The sequence below is a fragment of the Bradyrhizobium sp. HKCCYLRH2015 genome (assembly GCF_051168215.1).
Classification (GTDB): Bacteria; Pseudomonadota; Alphaproteobacteria; order Rhizobiales; family Xanthobacteraceae; genus Bradyrhizobium.
This window is the reverse complement of sequence record NZ_JBNPUO010000007.1, coordinates 76234-99834: the sequence shown is the minus strand read 5'-3', so window position 1 is coordinate 99834 and position 23601 is coordinate 76234. Positions and strand designations below refer to the sequence as shown.

The following is a 23601-nucleotide window of genomic DNA, read 5'->3' as shown; positions in this document are numbered from 1 at the left end:
CCGTCGCCCGGTCCTGATCGAAATCAAGGCACGCCCGCCAATTGGCCATAGCGTGACTTGAACGGCCCGGGCGAAAGGGATAACCACCCACTCGACTTTTCAACCTCCCTCACCCCTTCGGGTTCAAAGGAAAATTTGCCATGGCGCGCGACAAGATTGCTTTGATTGGCTCCGGTCAGATCGGCGGAACGCTGGCTCACCTCGTCGGCCTCAAGGAGCTCGGCGACGTCGTGATGTTCGACATTGCCGAAGGCGTTCCGCAGGGCAAGGCGCTCGACATCGCGCAGTCCTCGCCGGTCGATGGCTTCGACGCGCACTTCACCGGCGCCAACTCTTACGAGGCGCTCGACAACGCCAAGGTGTGCATCGTCACCGCCGGCGTGCCGCGCAAGCCGGGCATGAGCCGCGATGATCTGCTGTCGATCAACCTGAAGGTGATGGAGCAGGTCGGCGCCGGCATCAAGAAGTACGCCCCCGATGCGTTCGTCATCTGCATCACCAACCCGCTCGACGCGATGGTCTGGGCGCTGCAGAAGGCCTCGAACCTTCCGGCGAAGAAGGTCGTCGGCATGGCCGGCGTGCTCGACTCCGCGCGCTTCCGCTACTTCCTGGCTGATGAGTTCAACGTCTCGGTCGAGGACGTCACTGCCTTCGTGCTCGGCGGCCATGGCGACACCATGGTGCCGCTGACCAAGTACTCGACCGTCGCCGGCATTCCGCTGCCGGATCTCGTCAAGATGGGCTGGACCTCGCAGGCCCGCATCGACGAGATCGTCGACCGCACCCGCAATGGCGGCGCCGAGATCGTCAACCTGCTCAAGACCGGCTCGGCCTACTACGCCCCGGCGGCCTCGGCGATCGCGATGGCCGAGAGCTATCTGCGCGACAAGAAGCGCGTGCTGCCCTGCGCGGCGCATCTCAACGGCGAGTTCGGCGTCAAGGACATGTATGTCGGCGTGCCCGTCGTGATCGGCTCCAAGGGTGTCGAGCGCATCGTCGAGATCGAGCTGGCCGGGAAGGACCGCGAGGCGTTCGACAAGTCGGTCGCCGCCGTCCAGGGCCTGGTCGACGCCTGCAAGAAGATCGCGCCCGACCTGCTCGGCCGCTGATCAGGGGTCATTCACGGGGCGTAGTCTCGCCCACATCGAGTTGCAGGATGTTTGGTATATGGTATACCAGACATCCTAACAACAATTCTGGTCGTCACCCCATCGCGGGTTCGGGGAGCAAGCGCTTATGAACATTCACGAATATCAGGCCAAGGCACTGCTGCACGAGTTCGGCGTGCCGATTTCGAAGGGCGTGCCGGTTCTCCGTCCGGAGGACGCGGATGCGGCGGCGAAGACGCTCGGTGGCCCGGTCTGGGTCGTGAAGAGCCAGATCCACGCCGGCGGCCGCGGCAAGGGCAAGTTCAAGGAGGCCTCGGCCGGCGACAAGGGCGGCGTCCGCCTCGCCAAGTCGATCCAGGAGGTCAACGAGTTCGCCAAGCAAATGCTGGGCGCCACGCTGGTGACCGTGCAGACCGGTCCGGACGGCAAGCAGGTCAACCGCCTCTACATCGAGGACGGCTCGGACATCGACAAGGAATTCTATCTGTCGCTGCTGGTCGACCGGGAGACCTCGAGGGTCGCCTTCGTGGTGTCGACCGAAGGTGGCGTCAACATCGAGGACGTCGCCCACAGCACGCCTGAGAAGATCATCACCTTCTCGGTCGATCCGGCCACTGGCGTCATGGGCCATCACGGCCGCGCCGTCGCCAAGGCGCTGAAGCTCTCCGGCGACCTCGCCAAGCAGGCCGAGAAGCTGACCACCCAGCTCTACAACGCCTTCGTCGCCAAGGACATGGCGATGCTCGAGATCAACCCGCTGGTCGTCACCAAGCAGGGCCAGCTGCGCGTCCTGGACGCGAAGGTCTCGTTCGACTCCAATGCGCTGTTCAAGCACCCGGAAGTCGTCGCGCTGCGCGACGAGACCGAGGAGGACGCCAAGGAGATCGAGGCGTCGAAGTACGACCTCAACTACGTCGCGCTCGACGGCACCATCGGCTGCATGGTCAACGGCGCCGGCCTCGCCATGGCGACGATGGACATCATCAAGCTCTACGGCATGGAGCCCGCCAACTTCCTCGACGTCGGCGGCGGCGCCAGCAAGGAGAAGGTCGCGGCTGCCTTCAAGATCATCACCGCCGACCCGAACGTGAAGGGCATCCTGGTCAACATCTTCGGCGGCATCATGAAGTGCGATGTCATCGCCGAGGGCGTCGTGGCCGCGGTCAAGGAAGTGGGCCTGAAGGTGCCGCTGGTGGTGCGCCTCGAGGGCACCAATGTCGATCTCGGCAAGAAGATCATCAGCGAGTCCGGTCTGAACGTGCTGCCCGCCGACAATCTCGACGACGCCGCGCAGAAGATCGTCAAGGCCGTCAAGGGAGGCTGAGCGCCGTTTCAGGCGCTCGCTCATTCCTCACCGCAACGCTTTTAGAGAAAGCACGATGTCCATCCTCATCGACAAGAACACCAAGGTCATTTGCCAGGGCTTCACCGGCAAGAACGGCACCTTCCACTCCGAGGCGGCGATCGCTTACGGCACCAAGATGGTCGGCGGCACCTCGCCGGGCAAAGGCGGCTCGACCCATCTCGGCCTGCCGGTCTTCGACACCGTCAAGGAGGCCCGCGAGGCCACCGGCGCCGATGCATCCGTGATCTACGTGCCGCCGCCGGGCGCGGCCGACGCGATCTGCGAGGCGATCGACGCCGAGGTCCCGCTGATCGTCTGCATCACCGAGGGCATCCCGGTGCTCGACATGGTCCGGGTCAAACGCTCGCTTGTGGGATCCAAGTCGCGCCTGATCGGGCCGAACTGCCCGGGCGTCATGACCGCCGGCGAGTGCAAGATCGGCATCATGCCGGCCAACATCTTCAAGCCCGGCTCGGTCGGCATCGTGTCGCGCTCGGGCACGCTGACCTATGAAGCGGTGTTCCAGACGACGTCCGAGGGCCTGGGCCAGACCACGGCGGTCGGCATCGGCGGCGACCCGGTCAAGGGCACCGAGTTCATCGACATGCTCGAGATGTTCCTGGCCGACCCCAAGACGACCTCGATCATCATGATCGGTGAGATCGGCGGCTCGGCCGAGGAGGACGCGGCACAGTTCATCAAGGACGAGGCGAAGCGCGGCCGCAAGAAACCGATGGTCGGATTCATCGCCGGCGTCACCGCCCCTCCCGGCCGCCGTATGGGCCATGCCGGCGCGATCATCTCGGGCGGCAAGGGCGATGCCGGCTCGAAGACCGCTGCGATGGAAGCTGCTGGTATTACAGTCTCTCCGTCTCCGGCGCGGCTTGGCAAGACGCTTGTCGAAAAGTTGAAATCCTGATTCAGGACTTAGTGCTTTTCGGCGCGAATATTTACAATAAATAAGGTAAACGGTCCTAACCCGAGCCTGATCCGCGTCCCCCGCGGATCAGGCATTGCGCCGTTTTGATTGGGCGCATCGAAATTACCAGGACGCCACCATGTCTCGCCAAGATGCGAACGCCGCCTTCGCCCTGTCGTCTTTTCTGCAGGGCACCAATGCCACCTACATCGATGAGATCTACGCCCGCTACGAGAAGGACCCCGCTTCGGTCGACCCGGAGTGGCAGGAGTTCTTCAAGAGCCTGAAGGACGCGCCGGCCGACGTGCAGAAGAATGCGTCGGGCCCCTCCTGGGCGCGCAGCAACTGGCCGGTCTCCCCCCGCGACGAATTGACCTCGGCGCTGGACGGCAACTGGGCCGTCGTCGAGAAGAAGGTCGGCGAGAAGATCGCCGCCAAGGCCCAGACGAAGGGCGTCGAACTGTCGGTGGCCGACGTCAATCAGGCCACCCGCGACTCTGTCCGCGCGTTGATGCTGATCCGCGCCTACCGCATGCGCGGCCACTTCCACGCCAAGCTCGATCCCCTCGGCATCGAGGCGCCGCGCAACCGTGAGGAACTCGATCCGCGCTCCTACGGCTTCACCGAGGCCGACTACGACCGCAAGATCTTCCTCGATCACGTGCTCGGCCTCGAATACGGCAGCCTGCGTGAGATCGTCGCGATCTGCGAGCGCACCTACTGCCAGACGCTCGGCGTCGAGTTCATGCACATCACGAACGCCGCGCAGAAGGCCTGGATTCAGGAGCGCATCGAGGGACCGGACAAGGAAATCTCGTTCACCCGCGAGGGCCGTCGCGCCATCCTGACCAAGCTGATCGAGGCCGAGGGCTTCGAGAAGTTCTGCGACGTCAAGTTCACCGGTACCAAGCGCTTCGGCCTCGACGGCGGCGAGTCGCTGATTCCGGCGCTGGAGCAGATCATCAAGCGCGGCGGCAATCTCGGCGTGAAGGAGATCGTGCTGGGCATGCCGCATCGCGGCCGCCTCAACGTGCTGACCCAGGTGATGGGCAAGCCGCACCGCGCGCTGTTTCACGAGTTCAAGGGCGGCTCGGCCAATCCCGACGCGGTCGAAGGCTCCGGCGACGTCAAGTACCACCTCGGCGCCTCCTCGGACCGCGAGTTCGACGGCAACCGCATCCATCTGTCGCTGACTGCCAATCCGTCGCATCTGGAGATCGTCGATCCCGTGGTGCTCGGCAAGGTCCGCGCCAAGCAGGACCAGCATGGCGATCCGCCGGACATGCGCATCTCGGTGCTGCCGCTCTTGATGCATGGCGACGCTGCGTTCGCCGGCCAAGGCGTCGTGGCGGAGTGCTTCGCGCTGTCCGACCTGAAAGGCTACCGGACCGGTGGCTCGATTCATTTCATCGTCAACAACCAGATCGGTTTCACGACCTATCCGCGCTATTCGCGGTCGTCGCCCTATCCGTCCGACGTCGCCAAGATGATCGATGCGCCGATCTTCCACGTGAACGGCGACGATCCGGAAGCCGTGGTGTTCGCGGCCAAGGTCGCGATCGAGTTCCGGCAGAAATTCCACAAGCCGGTCGTGATCGACATGTTCTGCTACCGCAGGCATGGCCACAACGAAGGCGACGAGCCGGCCTTCACCCAGCCGGTGATGTACAAGAAGATCGGCGCCCATGCGTCGACCCTGGAGATCTACTCCAAGCGCCTGGTCGCCGAAGGCGTCATGACCGAGGGCGAGGTCGAGAAGGCCAAGGCCGACTGGCGCGCCCGTCTCGACGCCGAGTTCGAGGCCGGTACGTCCTATCGCCCGAACAAGGCCGACTGGCTCGACGGCAAGTGGGCAGGCTTCAAATCCGCCGACCAGGAGGAGGAGGCGCGCCGCGGCGTTACCGGCGTCGAGATCGACCGCCTCAAGGAGATCGGCCGCAAGATCACCAAGGTGCCGGACGGCTTCCGCGTGCACCGGACGATCCAGCGCTTCCTCGAGAACCGCGCCAAGGCGATCGACAGCGGCATCGGGCTCGACTGGGCGACCGGCGAAGCGCTGGCGTACTGCTCGCTGCTGCTCGAAGGCCACAAGGTTCGTCTCTCCGGTCAGGATAGCGAGCGCGGCACCTTCTCGCAGCGCCATTCGGTGCTGATCGACCAGGAGGACGAGAGCCGCTACACGCCGTTCAACCATCTGGCGCCGGAGCAGGGCCACTTCGAGGTCATCAACTCGCTGCTCTCGGAAGAAGCCGTGCTCGGCTTCGAATACGGCTACTCGCTCGCAGAGCCGACCGCGCTGACCCTCTGGGAGGCACAGTTCGGCGACTTCGCCAACGGCGCCCAGGTGTTGTTCGACCAGTTCATCTCGTCGGGTGAGCGTAAATGGTTGCGCATGTCCGGCTTGGTCTGCCTGCTGCCGCACGGCTACGAGGGCCAGGGCCCCGAGCATTCGTCGGCACGCCTCGAGCGCTATCTGCAGATGTGCGCCGAGGACAACATGCAGGTGGTCTATCCGACTACGCCGGCGAACTACTTCCACGTGCTGCGGCGACAGTTGCATCGCGAGATCCGCAAGCCGCTGATCGTAATGACGCCGAAATCGCTGCTGCGCCACAAGCGCGCGGTGTCGCGGCTCGAGGAGCTCGCCAAGGGCACGACGTTCCACCGCATCCTGTACGATGACGCGCAGATGCAGGCGGACGACAAGACCAGGCTGGTGCCGGACGAGCAGATCCGCCGCATCGTGCTGTGCTCGGGCAAGGTCTATTACGACCTCTATGACGAGCGCGAGAAGCGCGGGCTGAACGACGTCTACCTGATGCGGGTCGAGCAGCTCTATCCGGTGCCGCTCAAGGCGCTGGTCGCCGAGCTCGGCCGCTTCAAGAACGCCGAAGTGGTGTGGTGCCAGGAAGAGCCGCGCAACATGGGCGCCTGGCACTTCATCGAGCCCTATCTGGAATGGGTGATGAACCAGACCGGCGGCAAGAGCAAGCGTCCGCGCTATGCCGGCCGTGCCGCCTCTGCAGCGACCGCGACGGGCCTGATGTCGAAGCATCTCGCCCAGCTGAAGGCGCTGCTCGACGAAGCCTTGAACTGAACCTGCCTTTTTGACGCGCCCCGCAACCTGCGGGGCGCAAGTACATCGCGTTGATCGTCCGTCCCGCATCGCTTGCTCGCCGCAAGGCGATGGCGGACAGGCTTTATGACCGCACGGGTTATTGAGGACAAAGACCATGACTGAAATTCGCGTTCCGACGCTGGGTGAATCCGTCACCGAAGCCACCATCGGCCGCTGGTTCAAGAAGGCCGGCGACGCCGTGGCGGTCGACGAGCCCCTCGTCGAGCTCGAGACCGACAAGGTGACGATCGAGGTGCCCGCGCCGTCGGCCGGCACCTTGGGTGAGATCATCGCCAAGGATGGCGAGACCGTCGCCGTTGGCGCGCTGCTCGGCCAGATCACCGATGGCGCGGCCGCCGCGAAGTCGGCCGCTGCTGCTCCCGCCGCGGCTCCGGCGAAGCCCGCCGCGGCTGCCCCTGCTGCCGCTACAGCGCCGGCCAAGGCGCTGCCCGCCGATACGCCGCAGGCCCCGTCGGTGCGCAAGCTCTCCGCCGAGAGCGGCGTCGATGCCACCACCGTGCCGGGCTCTGGCAAGGATGGCCGCGTCACCAAGGGCGACATGCTGGCGGCGATCGAGCGCGCGGCCTCCGCCCCGACCCCGGTCAATCAGCCGGCGGCTTCCGTGCAAGTGCGTGCGCCGTCGCCGGCGGATGACGCCGCGCGCGAGGAGCGCGTGAAGATGACCCGGCTGCGCCAGACCATCGCGCGCCGCCTCAAGGACGTGCAGAACACCGCAGCGATGCTGACGACCTTCAACGAGGTCGACATGACCAACGTCATGGCGCTGCGCAGTCAGTACAAGGATGTGTTCGAGAAGAAGCACGGCTCGAAGCTCGGCTTCATGGGCTTCTTCACCAAGGCCGTCGTGCAGGCGCTGAAGGACATCCCGGCCGTGAACGCCGAGATCGACGGCAGCGATCTCATCTACAAGAACTACTACCACATCGGCGTCGCCGTCGGCACCGACAAGGGACTGGTCGTGCCGGTCGTGCGCGACTGCGACCACAAGTCGATCGCCGACATCGAGAAGGGCATCGCCGATTTCGGCCGCCGCGCCCGCGACGGTCAGCTCAAGATCGACGAGATGCAGGGCGGCACCTTCACGATCACCAATGGCGGCATCTACGGCTCGCTGATGTCGACCCCGATCCTGAACGCGCCGCAGTCCGGCATTCTCGGCATGCACAAGATCCAGGAACGGCCGGTGGTGGTCGGCGGCAAGATCGAGGTCCGGCCGATGATGTATCTGGCGCTGTCCTACGACCATCGTGTCATTGACGGCAAGGAAGCCGTGACCTTCCTGGTGCGCGTCAAGGAGAGCCTGGAAGATCCGGCGCGGCTGGTGCTGGATCTCTGAGGCGAACAACGACTTGACGAATTGAGGCGCGCCTGGCAGCGCGCCTCAGACCTAACGGGGGCCAGCATGACCGACAGGGTTGCAGTGATCACCGGCGGCAGCCGCGGCATCGGCCGCGCCACTGCCCTTGCCGCGGCGGCGCGCGGCTTCAAGATCGTGGTCGGCTACGCCTCGAACGAGGCGGCAGCGCAGAGCACGGTCGCCGCGATCGAGGCCAAGAACGGCAAGGCGATCGCGGTGAAATGCGACGTCGGCCGCGAGCACGACATCCTCGCGCTGTTCAAGGCCGCCGACAAGTTCGGCACGCTCGGCGCGCTCATCAACAATGCCGGCATCGTCGGCCCGACCTCGCGCGTCGACGAGATGAGCGCGGAGCGCATCGAGCGGCTGATGGCGGTCAACGTCACCGGCAGCATCCTCTGCGCCCGCGAGGCCGTGAAGCGGATGTCGACGCGGCATGGCGGCCAGGGTGGTGTCATCATCAACCTGTCGTCGGTCGCCGCCAAGCTCGGCTCGCCGAACACCTATGTCGACTACGCCGCCTCGAAGGGGGCGATCGATTCCTTCACCATCGGTCTGGCCCACGAGGTCGCGAGCGAGGGCATCCGCGTCGCCGCCATTCGCCCCGGCCTGATCGATACCGACATTCACGCCTCCGGCGGCGAGCCCGATCGCGCCCATCGCCTCGCGCCGATGGTGCCGATGAAGCGCGTCGGCACCGCGGAGGAAATCGCCAATGCCATCGTCTGGCTGCTGTCGGACGAGGCCTCCTATGTCACTTCGGCCATTCTCGACGTGTCGGGCGGACGCTGACGACCGTCATTTTTCTTTGACTTGCTAGCTTACGGAACATTCGACCATGGCTAACTACGATCTCGTCGTCATCGGCACCGGACCCGGTGGTTATGTCTGCGCCATCCGCGCGGCGCAGCTCGGCTTGAAGGTGGCCGTGGTCGAGAAGAACGCGACCCTCGGCGGCACCTGCCTCAATGTCGGCTGCATGCCATCGAAGGCGCTGCTGCACGCGTCTGAATTGTTCGAGGAGGCCGGGCACTCCTTCGCCAAGATGGGCATCAAGGTCCCGGCGCCGGAGATCGATCTGCCGGCGATGATGAACTTCAAGCAGCAGGGCATCGACGGCAACGTCAAGGGCGTCGAGTTCCTGATGAAGAAGAACAAGATCGACGTGCTCGTGGGCAAGGGCAAGATCCTCGGCACCGGCAAGCTGCAGGTCACCGGCAATGACGGTGCTGCGCAGACCGTCGAGACCAAGAACATCGTCATCGCCACCGGCTCGGACATCGCGCGCCTCAAGGGCATCGAGATCGACGAGAAGCGCATCGTGTCCTCGACCGGCGCGCTGTCGCTGGACAAGGTGCCGTCGAGCCTGCTCGTCGTCGGCGCCGGCGTGATCGGCCTTGAGCTCGGCTCGGTGTGGCGCCGCCTCGGCGCCAAGGTCACCGTGGTCGAATTCCTCGACCGCATCCTGCCCGGCATGGATGGCGAGATTGCCAAGCAGTTCCAGCGCATCCTCGAGAAGCAGGGCTTTGCGTTCAAGCTCGGCGCCAAGGTCACCGGCGTCGACACGTCGGGCGCGACGCTGTCGGCGACCATCGAGCCCGCAGCGGGCGGAGCGGCTGAAAAGATCGAAGCCGATGTCGTGCTGGTGGCGATCGGCCGCGTGCCCTACACCGAGGGACTCGGTCTGCAGGAAGCGGGCGTCATCCTCGATAATCGCGGCCGCGTCCAGATCGATCATCATTTCGCGACCAGCGTGCCCGGCGTCTACGCCATCGGCGACGTCGTCGCGGGCCCGATGCTCGCGCACAAGGCCGAAGACGAGGGCGTCGCTGTCGCGGAGATTCTCGCGGGCCAGGCCGGCCACGTGAACTACGACGTCATTCCGGGCGTGGTCTACACCACGCCCGAAGTGGCCTCCGTCGGCAAGACCGAAGACGAGTTGAAGCAGGCCGGCGTCGCCTACACCGTCGGCAAGTTTCCGTTTACCGCGAACGGCCGTTCCAAGGTCAACCAGACCACTGACGGTTTCGTGAAGATCCTCGCCGATGCGAAGACCGACCGCGTGCTCGGCGCCCATATCATCGGCCGCGAGGCCGGGGAAATAATTCACGAGGCCGCCGTATTGATGGAGTTCGGTGGCTCTGCCGAGGATCTTGCGCGCACCTGCCACGCGCATCCGACGCGCTCGGAGGCCGTCAAGGAAGCCGCGCTTGCGGTGGGTAAGCGGGCCATCCATATGTGATGGACGCCCGGAGGCGCCTTAGGTGGGTGCGACAAAACGCCCCGCTTATGACGCTGAACCGAACGGCAAGGCGCGAGGTCCTATCGTCATAGCGGCCTCAACCCTCGGGGCCCGGCGGAGATGGAGTCCGATGCTGCGCCGCCTGCTTCAGCCGTTCTGGGTTCTGCTTGCGATCATCTTCCTGATCGAGGCCTGGCTGTGGGACCATCTCGAGCCGGTCGTGGCGCGCATCGTCGCCGCGATTCCGCTGCGGAGCTTGAAGCACTGGCTTGCCGCGCGGATCGAAACGCTGTCTCCGGCGCTGACCTTGATCGTCTTCGTCGTGCCGGTCGTGCTGTTGTTTCCGCTCAAGCTGCTTGGCATGTGGCTGCTGATGCACCATCAGTGGAAGCTCGCGCTGGCCACGATCGTGTCCGGCAAGATCGTCGGTGTCGGTGTCACCGCATTCATCTTCGACGTCACGCGCAGCAAGCTGCTGCAGATGGGCTGGTTCGCCTGGCTGTATGAGGCCGTGCTCACGCTGCGCAGCAAAGCCTCGGCCCTCGTCGAGCCGATCAAGCAGCGTGTCCGTGAGGTCGTCGGCGAGTTGCTTCGGGGCAATGCCCGCGGCTGGTCGGCCCGCGTGGTTCGCCAGATCCTGCGCTTCCGTCGCAGCGTGCAGGCGCGCTGATCAAGAAGAGCCATTGGGCGGCTTCATTCGCCTGCTCACCACCCGCGTCATTCCGGGGCAATCCTCCGTGTGCGGCCGCAAAGCGGCAGCGTGCCGGCGATTGAGCCCGGAATCTCGAGATTGTTGAGAATGAACGCAAGCCAAGCTCGAGATTCCGGGTTCAAGGCCTGTGGCCTTGCCCCGGAATGACGGCTTTCGTGGCTAATGCAGATGCAAGAGATGCGGCTGAAACAGGCCGAGCAGCGTCATGACGATCCCGATCAGCGCGAGCCCACCGGAGGCCCAGGCCAGCACGATCATTCCCGTGATGATCGTCGCCGACGCCAGCACGATGCCGATCTGGAAAGCGGCTGACGCCAATTCGTAGTGGTGATATTTCGCCGTCGCCTCGTCGCGCTCGTGCTCGGCATGCTTGGCGCGTTCGGCCAATTGTTCGCTGCCTTCGCCGGTCTCCGGCTCCGAACGATAGCGCGCGGCATTCTTCTGCCAGTCATCGATCTGCTTCTGCAACGCCGCCTTGGCCGCCTCGTCCGGCAGCGCCGGCAGGTTCAGCTTGCCCTGCTCGGCCGCGGTCTGCACCACGGTGCGGCGCACGGTCTTGGCCTGGAAGAAGGCCCAGAGGTTGGATGCCTCGACGTTCTTGCTGATCGATTCGGTCTGCGCGCCCTTGCCGAGCGTTTCCGACAGCGCCAGGAACAGCGCGATGACGGCGATCAGCAGCGCGATCTTCTTGTTCTCGCCGGAGGCATGCTCGGCGTGCTCCGCATGCTCCATGCTCTCATGTGCGCTCATCTGTTCCCCTCCGGATCAAGCGAGGGAGACGATTGCCGGAACCACGGTGGTCGCGCAAGGGAAACGATGTGACGGAACGGTGTCAGCGCCGCGGATGCGCCGACGCGTAGACCTGCAGCAGCCGTTCAGAATCGATGCCGGTATAGATCTGCGTGGTCGACAACGAGGCGTGGCCGAGCAGCTCCTGGATCGCGCGCAGATCGCCGCCGCGCGACAGCAGGTGCGTGGCGAAGGAGTGGCGCAGCGCGTGCGGCGTGGCGCTGTCGGGCAGGCCGAGCGCGCCGCGCAGCCGCTCCATCGCGAGCTGAATGATGCGCGGGCTCAACGGACCGCCCTTGGCGCCGACGAACATCGGCCCAGCTCCCGGAAGCGGGTAGGGGCAGAGCCTGGCGTACTCGTCGATCAGCTGCAGCACGTTCTGCAGCACCGGCACCATGCGCGTCTTGTTGCCCTTGCCGGTCACGACCAGCACGTCGCCTTCGCCCGGCCGCGGCACCTCGCGGCGTTTCAATCCGAGCGCCTCTGAGATGCGCAGGCCGGAGCCATACAGCAGCGCCATGACCGCGGCGTCGCGCGCCAGCACCCAGGTCTCGCGGGTCTCGCCGGCACGCTCGTCGGCATCGGCGAGGCGCTTGGCGGCGTCCATCGGCAGCGGCTTCGGCAGGCTCTTGGCGATCTTTGGCGCGCGGATTCCCGAGAGGGCGCCGACCTTGCCTTTGCCCTCGCGCTCCAGGAAACGACCGAACGAGCGCAAGCCTGCCAGCGTCCGCATCAGGGAGCGTCCGGCGATGTCGTCGGCGCGCCGCATCGCCATGAAGGCCCGGACGTCGGCGGCTTCCAGCACCGCAAAGCGCGCCAATGTCACCGGCTCACCCCAATGGGTGCAGAGGAATTGCAGGCATTGCCGCAGGTCGCGGGCATAGGCCTCGACCGTCTTCGGGGACAGCCGGCGCTCGCTGCGCAGATGCGCCAGCCACTGCATCATCGCGCGCACCACGCCGTCATCGGCGCCGATCAGGTCGGAGAACTCCGGCGCATCGTCGGCATCCGTTTCAGGTGGTCGCGTCTGCTTTGCCATGCGTGCGTGCCCAGCGATGGGACGAGGTCCTGCGAGCTTGTCGGCCGCCGCGAATGCGGTCTGCGCCTCTCCCCGCCTGCGGGGGGAGGTCGGATTGCATCGTCAGATGCAATCCGGGTGAGGGGGTACAGGTCTCACGGCGAACACGTCCCGTGCGTCTGCCCCTCACCCCAGCCCTCTCCCCGCAAGAGTGGGGCGAGGGAGCGCAGCGGCGCTCGCGGCGAGAAGCTCGGTCTCAACCCGTCGGTTCATCTATATATATCGCATCCTCGTCCTTTACCGTTCGCTAACTTTGCCGGGCGGCTTTCGCTTCAGCCCGAGCAAGGCTATCTCCGCCCTCATGGACCGCCCGACCGATCTCTTTCCAGGTGCAGTCAGCACGGCCGGCGTGGTCGACGTGCTGGTTCCGGTCGCGCTCGACCAAACTTATTCCTACCGCGTGCCGCGCGGCATGGCGCTGAAGCCCGGCGATGTCGTCGGCGTGCCGCTGGGGCCGCGCGAGGTGCTGGCGGTGGTGTGGGCGGAGAACGCCAATCCCGATCCGCGACTGCACAACAGGCTGAAGGACGTCAGCGAGAAGCTCGACGTGCCGCCGCTCAAGCCGGAGCTGCGGTCGCTGGTCGACTGGGTCGCCAATTACACGCTGTCGCCGCGCGGCATGGTGCTGCGGATGTGCCTTCGCATGGGCGAGCATCTCGGGCCGGAGCGCGTTCGCCTCGGCGTCCGGCTGGTCGGCGAGCCGCCAAAGCGGCTGACGCCGGCGCGGCGGCGGGTGATCGAGGCGGTGTCGGATGGCCTGCTGCACGGAAAGTCCGACCTCGTCCGCGAGATCGGCGTCTCCGGCAGCGTGATCGACGGCCTGGTCGACGAGGGGACGCTGACGGTCGAGGCGATGCCGCGGGCCTTGCCGCCGCCGACGCCGGACCCGTCCTTCGCCCAGCCCGAGTTCTTCGATGCACAGTTGGCCGGCGTCGAGGCGATGCGGGCGCTGGCCGCCGATGGCGGCTTTCAGGTCGCGCTGCTCGATGGCGTCACCGGCTCCGGCAAGACCGAGGTGTATTTCGAGGCGGTGGCCGAGACCGTCCGCCGCGGCCGGCAGTCGCTGATCCTGATGCCGGAGATCGCGCTGACCGGGCAGTTCCTCGACCGCTTCTCGCGCCGTTTCGGCGTGCGCCCGCTGGAATGGCATTCCGAGCTGACGCCGCGCACGCGCCAGCGCAACTGGGCGGCCATCGCCGCCGGCGAGGCGCCGGTCGTGGTCGGCGCGCGCTCGGCGCTGTTTCTGCCCTACGCCGATCTCGGCCTGATCGTCGTCGATGAGGAGCACGACCAGGCCTACAAGCAGGACGAGGGCGCGCACTACCACGCCCGCGACATGGCGGTGGTGCGCGGCCACATCGCGAAATTCCCGGTCGTGCTGGCGTCAGCGACGCCCTCGGTCGAGACCGAGGTCAATGCGCGCAAGGGCCGCTACCAGCGCGTCGCGCTGCCGTCGCGCTTCGGCGGCCAGCACATGCCGCACATCGAGGCGATCGATCTCAGGCGCGAGCCGCCGCCGCGCGGCCGCTACATCTCGCCGCGGCTGGCGGGTGAGATCCGCACCGCGATCGAGCGCGGCGAGCAGGCGCTGCTGTTTCTCAATCGCCGCGGCTATGCGCCGCTGACCTTGTGCCGCGCCTGCGGCCACCGTTTTGCTTGCACCATCTGCGACGCTTGGCTGGTCGACCATCGTTTTCGCCAGCGCCTGGTCTGCCACCATTGCGGGTTCTCGATGGCCCGGCCGCCGGCCTGTCCGCATTGCGCCGCCGAGGAATCGCTGGTCGCGGTCGGCCCGGGCGTCGAGCGGCTGCAGGAGGAGGCGGCCGCGCTGTTTCCCGACGCGCGCAGCATGGTGCTGTCGAGCGACCTGATCACCTCGATCGAGACCATGCGCGCCGAACTCACGGAGATCGCGGAAGGCCGCGTCGACCTCATCATCGGCACCCAGCTCGTGGCCAAGGGCCACAACTTCCCTCGGCTCAATCTGGTCGGCGTGGTCGACGCCGATCTCGGCCTCGGCAACGGCGATCCGCGCGCCGCCGAGCGCACCTGGCAGCTCCTCAACCAGGTGATCGGTCGCGCCGGCCGCGAGCAGGGCAGGGGGAGGGGCTATCTGCAGACGCACCAGCCCGAGCATCCCGTCATGAAGGCGCTGATCGCCTGCGACCGCGAGGCCTTCTACACCAGCGAAATCGACGTTCGCGAGCGCACGGGTTACCCGCCGTTCGGCCGGCTGGCGAGCCTGATCATTTCGGCAGGGGACAGGCCGACCGCGGAGGGCTTCGCGCGCCGGCTGGTGGCGTCAGCGCCTTCAGAGGAGGGCGTGCTGCTGCTCGGACCGGCCGAGGCGCCGCTCGCCGTCATCAAGGGCCGCTACCGCTTCCGGCTGCTGCTCAAGTCGGCGCGCAATTTCGATCTGTCGGATTATCTGCGCCACTGGCTGGCGCATGCGGAGAAGCCCAGGGGCAATCTCAAGCTCGAGGTCGACGTCGACCCGCAGAGCTTCTTGTAGCACAAGGCACGCCATCACCGCCGTCATTGCGAGGAGCGAAGCGACGAAGCAATCCAGAGTCCCAAAGGAGCCCTGGATTGCTTCGCTGCGGTCGCAATGACGCGCGGATAGATGGGTGACTTACGACACGACCTCGGCGGTGACGCGGCCGACGCCGGCGCGGGTCAGGCCGATGGCGCGGGCGGCGCCCGTCGAAAGGTCGAGCACACGGCCGCGGATGAATGGGCCACGGTCGTTGACAGTGACGATGACGCTCTGGCCGCCATGAGTGACGCGCAGCTTGGTGCCGAACGGCAGCGAGCGGTGGGCGCAGGTCATGGCGTTGGCGTTCATGCGCTGGCCGGATGCGGTGCGGCTGCCGGACTCGTTGCCGTAGTACGATGCCATGCCGGAGAAGGTGCGGCCCGTTCCGGACGACGGCGCGACCGATGCGTTGGCATTCATCCAGGACGAGTTGTTCGACCAGCCGTTCGAAAACGAGTCTGCCGCGGGCTGGGCGGCCTGGCGCGCCATATGATGATGGTGGTGGCGCGCGTGGTGATGGTGGTGCCTGGACCGGGCCGAGGCTTCGGTGGCGCTGCCGCCGACGATCAGCGTCACGGCAACAGCGAGCGCGGTGCGCGAGCCGGCGATCTTGCCAGCCGAGAGGTTCTTCAGTTTCAGCATCTGGATCTGTCCCTCGAAACAGTATTGCTGCGTTCTGCAGCCAGTGGACCCCCGTCAGGTGTTGAGGCGCGCGCCGTTTGATGTCGCAATGAGGCACGAATGGGGCAGTAGAAATTGTTCCGCTCGGATCGGAATATCTTGGGACTGGTGATCTTCATCACCGAAAATTCCGTAATCCGCCCGCTTAACGCTTCATTAACTAATTAATACTTTCAAGTACTGTCGTGTTAAGTCGTCATTGAGGTTGTGAAGATGTTGCCAAGTAATTGATATCGATCCGGCCGATCGCCGCTGGAGCCGCCAAGGCGGCAGTCAAGGCCAAACGGACATAGCGGCCATGCAGCAACAGGCGGAACGAATACGCGGATCGTCGGTACTGGGTTCGGGGTGCACCGCCGGCGGCGATCGCGCCGCTTCCGGGTCCGTCCCGGGCTCCGACCGCAGCGCGGCAACAAGGTGCCGAATAGCGGGCCACCGCTTGTTGCGGCTGCGCGTACGCTATGTTAGCAAAGCGCCGCTTTTCGTGATCAAGCTGCTCTTGCGGCGATCGAAAATCAAAGTCCTGCTTGAATTCCAAGGGCTTAACTGGTTTGCGCCGCAGCGGCGCGCCGGTGTTCCTCTTGTGGGTTGGGCGCATATAAAAAGAGCACGTCTGTGGCTGCTGAAGATCCCTCCGTATCCGGTGTGTCCGGTCGTTACGCGACGGCCCTGTTTGAACTGGCCCGTGACGAAAAGTCCGTCGATGCGGTCAAGGCCGATCTCGACAAGTTCAATGCCCTTCTCGATGAGAGCGCCGACCTCAAGCGCCTGGTCCGCAGCCCGGTGTTCGGCGCGGACGTGCAGCTCAAGGCGCTCAATGCGGTGCTGGACAAGGCCGGCATCGCCGGCGTCGCCGCCAACGTGCTGCGTGTGCTGACCACCAACCGCCGCCTGTTCGCGGTCGCCGACGTGATCCGCGCCTTCAACGCGCTGGTCGCCAAGTATAAGGGAGAGGCCACGGCCGACGTCGTCGTCGCCGAGCCGCTCTCGGACAAGAATCTCGACGCCTTGAAGGCCTCACTGAAGACGGTGACCGGCAAGGACGTCGCGCTCAACGTGAAAGTCGATCCAGCGATTATCGGCGGGCTCGTCGTCAAGCTCGGCAGCCGCATGATCGATAGTTCGCTTCGCACCAAACTCAACTCGATCAAGCACGCGATGAAAGAGGCAGGCTGATGGACATCCGCGCCGCGGAAATTTCCGCGATCCTCAAGGACCAGATCAAGAATTTCGGGCAGGAAGCCGAAGTCACCGAAGTCGGACAGGTGCTGTCCGTCGGCGACGGTATCGCCCGCGTCTACGGTCTCGACAACGTCCAGGCCGGTGAGATGGTCGAGTTCGAGAACGGCACCCGCGGCATGGCGCTGAACCTCGAGACCGACAACGTCGGCGTCGTCATCTTCGGCGCCGACCGCGAGATCAAGGAAGGCCAGACCGTCAAGCGCACCCGCGCCATCGTGGACGCGCCGGTCGGCAAGGGCCTGCTCGGCCGTGTCGTCGACGCGCTCGGCAACCCGATCGACGGCAAGGGTCCGATCCAGTTCACCGAGCGCAAGCGCGTCGACGTCAAGGCGCCGGGCATCATTCCGCGCAAGTCGGTCAACGAGCCGATGGCCACCGGCCTGAAGGCGATCGACGCCCTGATCCCGGTCGGCCGCGGCCAGCGTGAGCTGATCATCGGTGACCGCCAGACAGGCAAGACTGCGATCGCGCTCGACACCATCCTGAACCAGAAGCCGCTGAACGTCGCCGGCGCTCCCGAGAGCCAGAAGCTGTACTGCGTCTACGTCGCCGTCGGCCAGAAGCGTTCGACCGTCGCCCAGTTCGTCAAGGTGCTCGAAGAGCAGGGCGCGCTGGAATACTCGATCGTCATCGCCGCGACCGCCTCCGATCCGGCGCCGATGCAGTATCTCGCGCCGTTCACCGGCTGCACCATGGGCGAGTACTTCCGCGACAACGGCATGCACGCCGTCATCATCTATGACGACCTGTCCAAGCAGGCCGTCGCCTACCGCCAGATGTCGCTGCTGCTGCGCCGCCCGCCGGGCCGCGAAGCCTATCCGGGCGACGTGTTCTACCTGCACTCCCGCCTGCTGGAGCGCGCTGCGAAGCTCGGCAAGGACCATGGTCTGGGCTCGCTGACCGCGCTGCCGGTCATCGAGACGCAGGCCAACGACGTGTCGGCCTACATTCCGACCAACGTCATCTCGATCACCGACGGCCAGATCTTCCTGGAGACCGATTTGTTCTTCCAGGGCATTCGTCCTGCGGTGAACGTCGGTCTGTCGGTGTCGCGCGTCGGCTCCTCGGCGCAGACCAAGGCGATGAAGAAGGTCGCCGGCAAGATCAAGGGCGAGCTGGCGCAGTACCGCGAGATGGCCGCGTTCGCGCAGTTCGGCTCCGACCTCGACGCCTCGACCCAGCGCCTGCTGAACCGTGGTTCGCGCCTGACCGAGCTCCTGAAGCAGCCGCAGTTCTCGCCGCTGAAGATGGAAGAGCAGGTCTGCGTGATCTGGGCCGGCACCAACGGCTATCTCGACGCGCTTCCGCTCGGCAAGGTGCGCGCCTTCGAGGACGGCCTCCTGTCGCTGCTGCGCGGCAAGAATGCCGACCTCCTGAACGCGATCCGCGACAGCAAGGATCTGTCCGACGACAGCGCCGCCAAGCTGAAGGCGGTGGTCGAAGGCTTCGCCAAGACCTTCGCCTGATCGCTAGAGGTCGTGGTCGGCTCCGGCCGGCCATCCACGCCTTCGGGGTGGACAACGTGACATCTCATGCCCAGCATCAGGCCGGGCATGACCAATCTCAGGGTTGAGCGGTCGGGTCTCCAGGGGATCGGCCGCCGGGGTGAGCTAGACGAACAATGGCGTCACTGAAAGACATGCGGGTCCGCATCGCCTCGACCAAGGCGACGCAGAAGATCACCAAGGCCATGCAGATGGTCGCCGCCTCCAAGCTGCGCCGCGCGCAGCAGGCGGCCGAAGCGGCGCGTCCCTATGCCGAGAAGATGGACGCCGTGATCTCCAACATCGCGAGCGCCACCATCGCCTCCGCCGGCGGCCCGAGCCTGCTCGCGGGCACCGGGCGCGACCAGGTGCATCTGCTGCTGGTCTGCACCGGCGAGCGCGGCCTGTCCGGCGCGTTCAACTCCTCGATCGTGCGTCTGGCGCGCGAGCGTGCGCTAGCCCTGATGAACCAGGGCAAGGAAGTGAAATTCTTCTGCGTCGGCCGCAAGGGCTACGAGCAACTGCGCCGTCAGTTCGACAAGCAGATCGTCGAGCACATGGATCTGCGCTCGGTTCGCCAGATCGGTTTTGCCAATGCCGACGAGATCGCCAAGAAGGTGATCGCCCGCTTCGAGGCCGGCGAGTTCGACGTCTGCACGCTGTTCTATTCGCGCTTCCGCTCGGTGATCGCGCAGATCCCGACGGCACAGCAGATCATTCCGCTGGTGGTCGAGGCGCGGCCTGCCAATGCTGCGCCGCTGGCGCCTTACGAATACGAGCCGGAGGAGGACGAGATCCTCGCCGGGCTGCTGCCGCGCAATCTCGCCGTGCAGATCTTCCGCGCGCTGCTCGAAAACAACGCCTCGTTCTACGGTGCGCAGATGTCGGCGATGGACAATGCCACGCGCAACGCCGGCGAGATGATCCGCAAGCAGACGCTGATCTACAACCGCACGCGTCAGGCGATGATCACCAAGGAACTGATCGAAATCATTTCGGGCGCCGAGGCGGTCTAGCCAGATCGCGTCGCGCCTCTTTGAAGCGCAACCCAGGAAAATATCCCGGTCGAGCCGACCGTGGTTTCGTATACGGATCGTAAGGAGAGACACTCAATGGCTACCGCAGCCAACCAGATCGGTCGCATCACCCAGGTCATCGGCGCCGTCGTCGACGTGCAGTTCGAAGGTCACCTGCCGGCCATTCTCAATTCGCTCGAAACCAAGAACGCCGGCAACCGCCTTGTGCTCGAGGTCGCCCAGCATCTCGGTGAATCCACCGTCCGCACGATCGCGATGGACACCACCGAAGGTCTGGTGCGCGGCCAGGAGGTGACCGACACCGGCTCGCCGATCCGGGTGCCGGTCGGCGAGGGCACGCTCGGCCGCATCATGAACGTGATCGGCGAGCCGATCGACGAAGCCGGCCCCGTCAAGGCGGAAGGCCTGCGCCCGATCCACGCGGACGCGCCGAGCTACACCGACCAGTCGACGGAAGCTGAAATTCTCGTCACCGGCATCAAGGTCGTCGACCTCCTGGCGCCCTATGCCAAGGGCGGCAAGATCGGCCTGTTCGGCGGCGCCGGCGTCGGCAAGACCGTGCTGATCCAGGAGCTGATCAACAACGTCGCCAAGGCGCACGGCGGTTACTCGGTGTTCGCCGGCGTCGGCGAGCGTACGCGAGAGGGCAACGACCTCTATCACGAGTTCATCGAGTCCAAGGTCAACGCCGATCCGCACAATCCGGATCCGAGCGTCAAGTCGAAGTGCGCGCTGGTGTTCGGTCAGATGAACGAGCCGCCCGGCGCCCGCGCCCGCGTCGGCCTGACCGGCCTCACCGTCGCCGAGCACTTCCGCGACCAGGGCCAGGACGTGCTGTTCTTCGTCGACAACATCTTCCGCTTCACGCAGGCGGGCTCGGAAGTGTCGGCGCTGCTCGGCCGTATCCCGTCGGCGGTGGGTTATCAGCCGACGCTCGCCACCGACATGGGCGCGCTGCAGGAGCGTATCACCACCACCAACAAGGGCTCGATCACCTCGGTGCAGGCGATCTACGTGCCGGCCGACGACTTGACCGACCCGGCGCCGGCGACGTCGTTCGCGCACTTGGACGCGACCACCGTGCTCAACCGCGCGATCTCGGAAAAGGGCATCTACCCGGCGGTGGACCCGCTCGACTCCACGTCGCGCATGCTGTCCCCGCTGGTCGTCGGCGAGGAGCACTATCAAACCGCGCGCATGGTCCAGCAGATCCTCCAGCGCTACAAGTCGCTGCAGGACATCATCGCCATCCTGGGCATGGACGAGCTCTCGGAAGAGGACAAGCTGACGGTGGCCCGCGCCCGCAAGATCGAGCGCTTCCTGTCGCAGCCGTTCCACGTCGCCGAAATCTTCACGGGATCGCCGGGCAAGTTCGTCGACCTCGCCGACACCATCAAGGGCTTCAAGGGCCTGTGTGAAGGCAAGTACGACCACCTGCCGGAGGCCGCCTTCTACATGGTCGGCAACATCGACGAGGCGGTCGAGAAGGGCAAGAAGCTGGCGGCGGAAGCCGCCTAAGGGCGAATGGCGAATAGGGAGTAGCGAATAGGGTTATCCGCTGCTCCCTTCTCCATTCACTACTCGCCATTCGCCATTCGCTATTCGCTACTCGCAGGTTTCCTCATGGCTACTTTCCATTTCGATCTCGTCTCGCCGGAAAAGATCGCCTTCTCGGGTGAGGTCGACCAGGTCGACGTTCCCGGCCAGGAGGGTGATTTCGGCGTGCTCGCGGGCCACGCGCCGTTCGTGGCGACGCTGCGGCCGGGCATCCTGACAGTGACATCAGGCGGATCGCAGCAGAAGATCATCGTGCTCGGCGGTCTTGCCGAGATCTCGGACAAAGGTCTGACGGTTCTCGCCGACGTCGCCACGTCGCTGAAGGAGCTCGACCAGACCGCCTTCGCGGCCGAGATCGCCGGCATGGAATCCAAGCTGAACGAGAAGCAGGGCAACGAGCTCGATCGCGCGATCGAGCGGCTCGATCACTTCAAGACGATCCAGCAGCAGCTCAATACGACCGCGCTGCATTGATCCAACCGCACGACGTATGAATGAACGTTCATGGCCGGGCTCTGCCCGGCCATTTTCGTTTGGGGCTCGAACGTCGTGCGCCGGTCGATGACTACTTCAAGGGGCCGGTTGCATGCTCACCGATCTGACGGCATGCTCCCGGCCGATCCAGCGGGCGCGGTGACATGGCAGGACAGATCGTCTTGAAACGCAAGATCGCGGCGATTTTCGCCGCCGATATCGCCGGCTATTCGCGCCTGGTCGCGGAGGATGAAGAAGAAACGCTACGGCGACTGGCGGCCTATCGCGAGGTCGTTGACGACTTCATCGCGCGCGCCGGCGGCCGCATCTTCAACACCGCCGGCGATGCGGTGCTCGCGGAATTCCCCAGCGCGGTCGAAGCGGTTCGTTGCGCGATCGACATCCAGGAGAGCCTGCGCACGCGCAACATGGCCTATCCGCCGAGCCGGCAGATGAGCTATCGCATCGGCATCACCATCGGCGACGTCGTCGAGCGCGACGGCGATCTGCTCGGCGACGGCGTCAACATTGCAGCGCGCCTCGAGGGCCTCGCCGACGTCGGCGGCATCTGCATCTCGCGCGCCGTCCATGAGCAGGTTGCCAACAAGCTGTCGGTGCAGTTCGCCGACATGGGCGCGCGGGAGGTCAAGAACATCCCCACCCCGGTGCACGCCTTTCGCGTGGCGATGCGCCGCGAGGACGGCACCTACGCGCCGCCGGAAGAAAAGAAAGCCGCCCGCGGCGGCGGGCTCCGCATGATCTGGCGAATTACGGCCGCCCTGGTTGCGCTCGGCGCGGTCGGGGTCGGGACCGAGCTCTACCTGGATTATCGCGATCCGCATCCCGCGCAGCGCGATGCCGCCAAGGCGGCGGCGGAAGCGTTGGCCCGGCTGTCGGCCACGCCGGCTTCGCCGTCCTCGGTCCCGTCTTCATCTCCATCCCCCGCGCCGACGCAGTCATCCGTCGCCATGCAGCCGGCCGACTCGCCGCAGCCGCAACAGTCGCCCTCGCCTTCATCCTCTGTCGCTGCCGAGAAGTTTGCACCTGAAGCCGTGCCGTTCGTGAGCGAGCGGACTCGCATTGCGCTGGCGCGCGACTACGTGCCGGCGCCCGAGCACAAGGCGTTCGCGACCACGATCAACGGCGTCAGCGCCTACGTCACCGGGCAGGCGAGCGACGACGCGGCGAAGTCGGCCGCGCTGGAGCAGTGCCAGCAGCGCGCGGACAACGCGAACGGACCGCGCAAATGCGAGCTCTACGCCGTTGGTGACAATGTCGTCTACGTGCACAGCAAGCCGCCGTTGCCGCCGCAGCCCTGGGTGCGCCACGACCCGCTGACCGAACGCGCCTTCAGCGCGGCCGAGATGCCGCTGGTGCGTGATACCGGCCGCGCCCGGCTCGAAGCGAACTACGGGACGGCGCGACGGACCAAGGCGATCGCGCTCGGGCCCGGTGGCCAGTTCTTCTACAGCGTCGGCGGCGACCTCGTCGACGACGTGGTTCGGCGCAATCTGGAAGCCTGCGGCGCTCAGGCGGGAACCGCCTGCATCATCGTTGCGCTCGACGATGCCTTCGTGGTGCCGATACCGACCGTGATGAAAGCCACCGGCTTCTTCCACGCGGCCATCCATCAGGCGATCGCCCCGGAGGCGCGCGAGGAGGTGGCGCGGCGCCTTGAGGCCGCGACGTCGGGCTGGAATGCAGTCGCGGTCGGAACGGCCGGCCACCCCGGCTTCAGCCTCAATGGCGACCGTGAGGAGACGGCGATCGGCGGCGCGCTGGCCGACTGCGCCACGCGCGACAGCGACTGCCGGGTGATTGCGATCGGGCCGTTCACGGTCGAGGACAATTGAGCCGGCGAACTCTCTCGACATCGCTGTTCCGAGGCGCGCTGAGCGCG

Annotated in this window: 19 protein-coding genes; 15 read left to right on the top strand and 4 right to left on the bottom strand. The window is 65.7% G+C overall.

Annotation, left to right across the window (positions count from 1 at the left end; all coding sequences use genetic code 11):
• The first annotated feature begins 140 nt into the window (after positions 1–140).
• The 8 genes from mdh to ACQR1H_RS19225 all read left to right on the top strand — a co-directional run bounded on the left by mdh (position 141) and on the right by ACQR1H_RS19225 (position 10781).
• Positions 141–1109: a malate dehydrogenase gene (gene mdh / locus ACQR1H_RS19260; RefSeq protein WP_315800703.1), complete on the top strand. Its 969-nt coding sequence runs from the start codon at positions 141–143 to the stop codon at positions 1107–1109.
• A 127-nt stretch (positions 1110–1236) separates the two neighbouring features.
• Positions 1237–2433, top strand: coding sequence for an ADP-forming succinate--CoA ligase subunit beta (gene sucC, locus ACQR1H_RS19255; protein WP_434838845.1), 1197 nt, complete (start codon positions 1237–1239; stop codon positions 2431–2433).
• 55 nt (positions 2434–2488) lie between these two features.
• Positions 2489–3373 carry a succinate--CoA ligase subunit alpha gene (sucD, locus tag ACQR1H_RS19250; RefSeq protein WP_172112915.1) on the top strand — a complete coding sequence of 295 codons (885 nt, stop codon included), beginning with the start codon at positions 2489–2491 and terminating at the stop codon, positions 3371–3373.
• A 139-nt stretch (positions 3374–3512) separates the two neighbouring features.
• Positions 3513–6470 (top strand): 2-oxoglutarate dehydrogenase E1 component, encoded by a 2958-nt coding sequence (locus ACQR1H_RS19245; RefSeq protein WP_315800701.1) that lies wholly within the window; start codon positions 3513–3515, stop codon positions 6468–6470.
• Between the two features lie 136 nt (positions 6471–6606).
• Positions 6607–7848: a 2-oxoglutarate dehydrogenase complex dihydrolipoyllysine-residue succinyltransferase gene (gene odhB / locus ACQR1H_RS19240; RefSeq protein ID WP_434908042.1), complete on the top strand. Its 1242-nt coding sequence runs from the start codon at positions 6607–6609 to the stop codon at positions 7846–7848.
• A 66-nt stretch (positions 7849–7914) separates the two neighbouring features.
• Positions 7915–8661 carry an SDR family oxidoreductase gene (locus ACQR1H_RS19235; RefSeq protein WP_315800699.1) on the top strand — a complete coding sequence of 249 codons (747 nt, stop codon included), beginning with the start codon at positions 7915–7917 and terminating at the stop codon, positions 8659–8661.
• A 46-nt stretch (positions 8662–8707) separates the two neighbouring features.
• Positions 8708–10111: a dihydrolipoyl dehydrogenase gene (gene lpdA, locus ACQR1H_RS19230; protein ID WP_434908041.1), complete on the top strand. Its 1404-nt coding sequence runs from the start codon at positions 8708–8710 to the stop codon at positions 10109–10111.
• A gap of 130 nt (positions 10112–10241) precedes the next feature.
• Positions 10242–10781: a hypothetical protein gene (locus ACQR1H_RS19225; protein WP_434908040.1), complete on the top strand. Its 540-nt coding sequence runs from the start codon at positions 10242–10244 to the stop codon at positions 10779–10781.
• Between the two features lie 201 nt (positions 10782–10982).
• Here the strand turns inward: ACQR1H_RS19225 and ACQR1H_RS19220 are convergent, their stop codons facing one another.
• Together ACQR1H_RS19220 and ACQR1H_RS19215 are read right to left on the bottom strand one after the other, a co-directional pair.
• The gene (locus ACQR1H_RS19220; RefSeq protein ID WP_434874218.1) at positions 10983–11573 is read right to left on the bottom strand and encodes a DUF4337 domain-containing protein; all 591 of its coding nucleotides are present in this window, start codon (positions 11571–11573) and stop codon (positions 10983–10985) included.
• A gap of 82 nt (positions 11574–11655) precedes the next feature.
• Positions 11656–12558: a tyrosine recombinase XerC gene (locus tag ACQR1H_RS19215; RefSeq protein WP_434838895.1), complete on the bottom strand. Its 903-nt coding sequence runs from the start codon at positions 12556–12558 to the stop codon at positions 11656–11658.
• Positions 12559–12991: 433 nt separating this feature from the next.
• Between ACQR1H_RS19215 and ACQR1H_RS19210 the strand changes: the two genes are divergently transcribed.
• Complete coding sequence (locus tag ACQR1H_RS19210; RefSeq protein WP_434908039.1) at positions 12992–15202, top strand: primosomal protein N'; 2211 nt, start codon at positions 12992–12994, stop codon at positions 15200–15202.
• Positions 15203–15322: 120 nt separating this feature from the next.
• On the opposite strand, the gene ACQR1H_RS19205 is transcribed toward ACQR1H_RS19210, so the two are convergent.
• The gene (locus ACQR1H_RS19205) at positions 15323–15868 is read right to left on the bottom strand and encodes a septal ring lytic transglycosylase RlpA family protein (protein ID WP_316215523.1); all 546 of its coding nucleotides are present in this window, start codon (positions 15866–15868) and stop codon (positions 15323–15325) included.
• 235 nt (positions 15869–16103) lie between these two features.
• On the bottom strand, positions 16104–16445 hold the full coding sequence (locus ACQR1H_RS19200; protein ID WP_316215524.1) for a hypothetical protein: 342 nt from the start codon (positions 16443–16445) through the stop codon (positions 16104–16106).
• Positions 16446–16522: 77 nt separating this feature from the next.
• On the opposite strand from ACQR1H_RS19200, the gene ACQR1H_RS19195 reads away from it, so the two are divergent.
• From ACQR1H_RS19195 to ACQR1H_RS19170, 6 genes are all read left to right on the top strand, one after another.
• The gene (locus ACQR1H_RS19195; RefSeq protein WP_315800691.1) at positions 16523–17083 is read left to right on the top strand and encodes a F0F1 ATP synthase subunit delta; all 561 of its coding nucleotides are present in this window, start codon (positions 16523–16525) and stop codon (positions 17081–17083) included.
• Complete coding sequence (atpA, locus tag ACQR1H_RS19190; RefSeq protein WP_316215525.1) at positions 17083–18615, top strand: F0F1 ATP synthase subunit alpha; 1533 nt, start codon at positions 17083–17085, stop codon at positions 18613–18615. The genes ACQR1H_RS19195 and atpA overlap by 1 nt, the downstream gene beginning before the upstream one ends.
• A gap of 155 nt (positions 18616–18770) precedes the next feature.
• Positions 18771–19649 (top strand): F0F1 ATP synthase subunit gamma, encoded by an 879-nt coding sequence (locus ACQR1H_RS19185; protein WP_315800690.1) that lies wholly within the window; start codon positions 18771–18773, stop codon positions 19647–19649.
• A 96-nt stretch (positions 19650–19745) separates the two neighbouring features.
• A complete protein-coding gene (gene atpD, locus ACQR1H_RS19180) occupies positions 19746–21188 on the top strand; it encodes a F0F1 ATP synthase subunit beta (RefSeq protein ID WP_172112903.1) in 1443 nt (480 codons plus the stop codon).
• A 105-nt stretch (positions 21189–21293) separates the two neighbouring features.
• A complete protein-coding gene (locus ACQR1H_RS19175) occupies positions 21294–21701 on the top strand; it encodes a F0F1 ATP synthase subunit epsilon (protein ID WP_315715938.1) in 408 nt (135 codons plus the stop codon).
• Between the two features lie 164 nt (positions 21702–21865).
• Entirely contained in the window at positions 21866–23554 is a 1689-nt protein-coding gene (locus tag ACQR1H_RS19170) for an adenylate/guanylate cyclase domain-containing protein (RefSeq protein ID WP_316180336.1), read from the top strand.
• Positions 23555–23601: the final 47 nt, after the last annotated feature.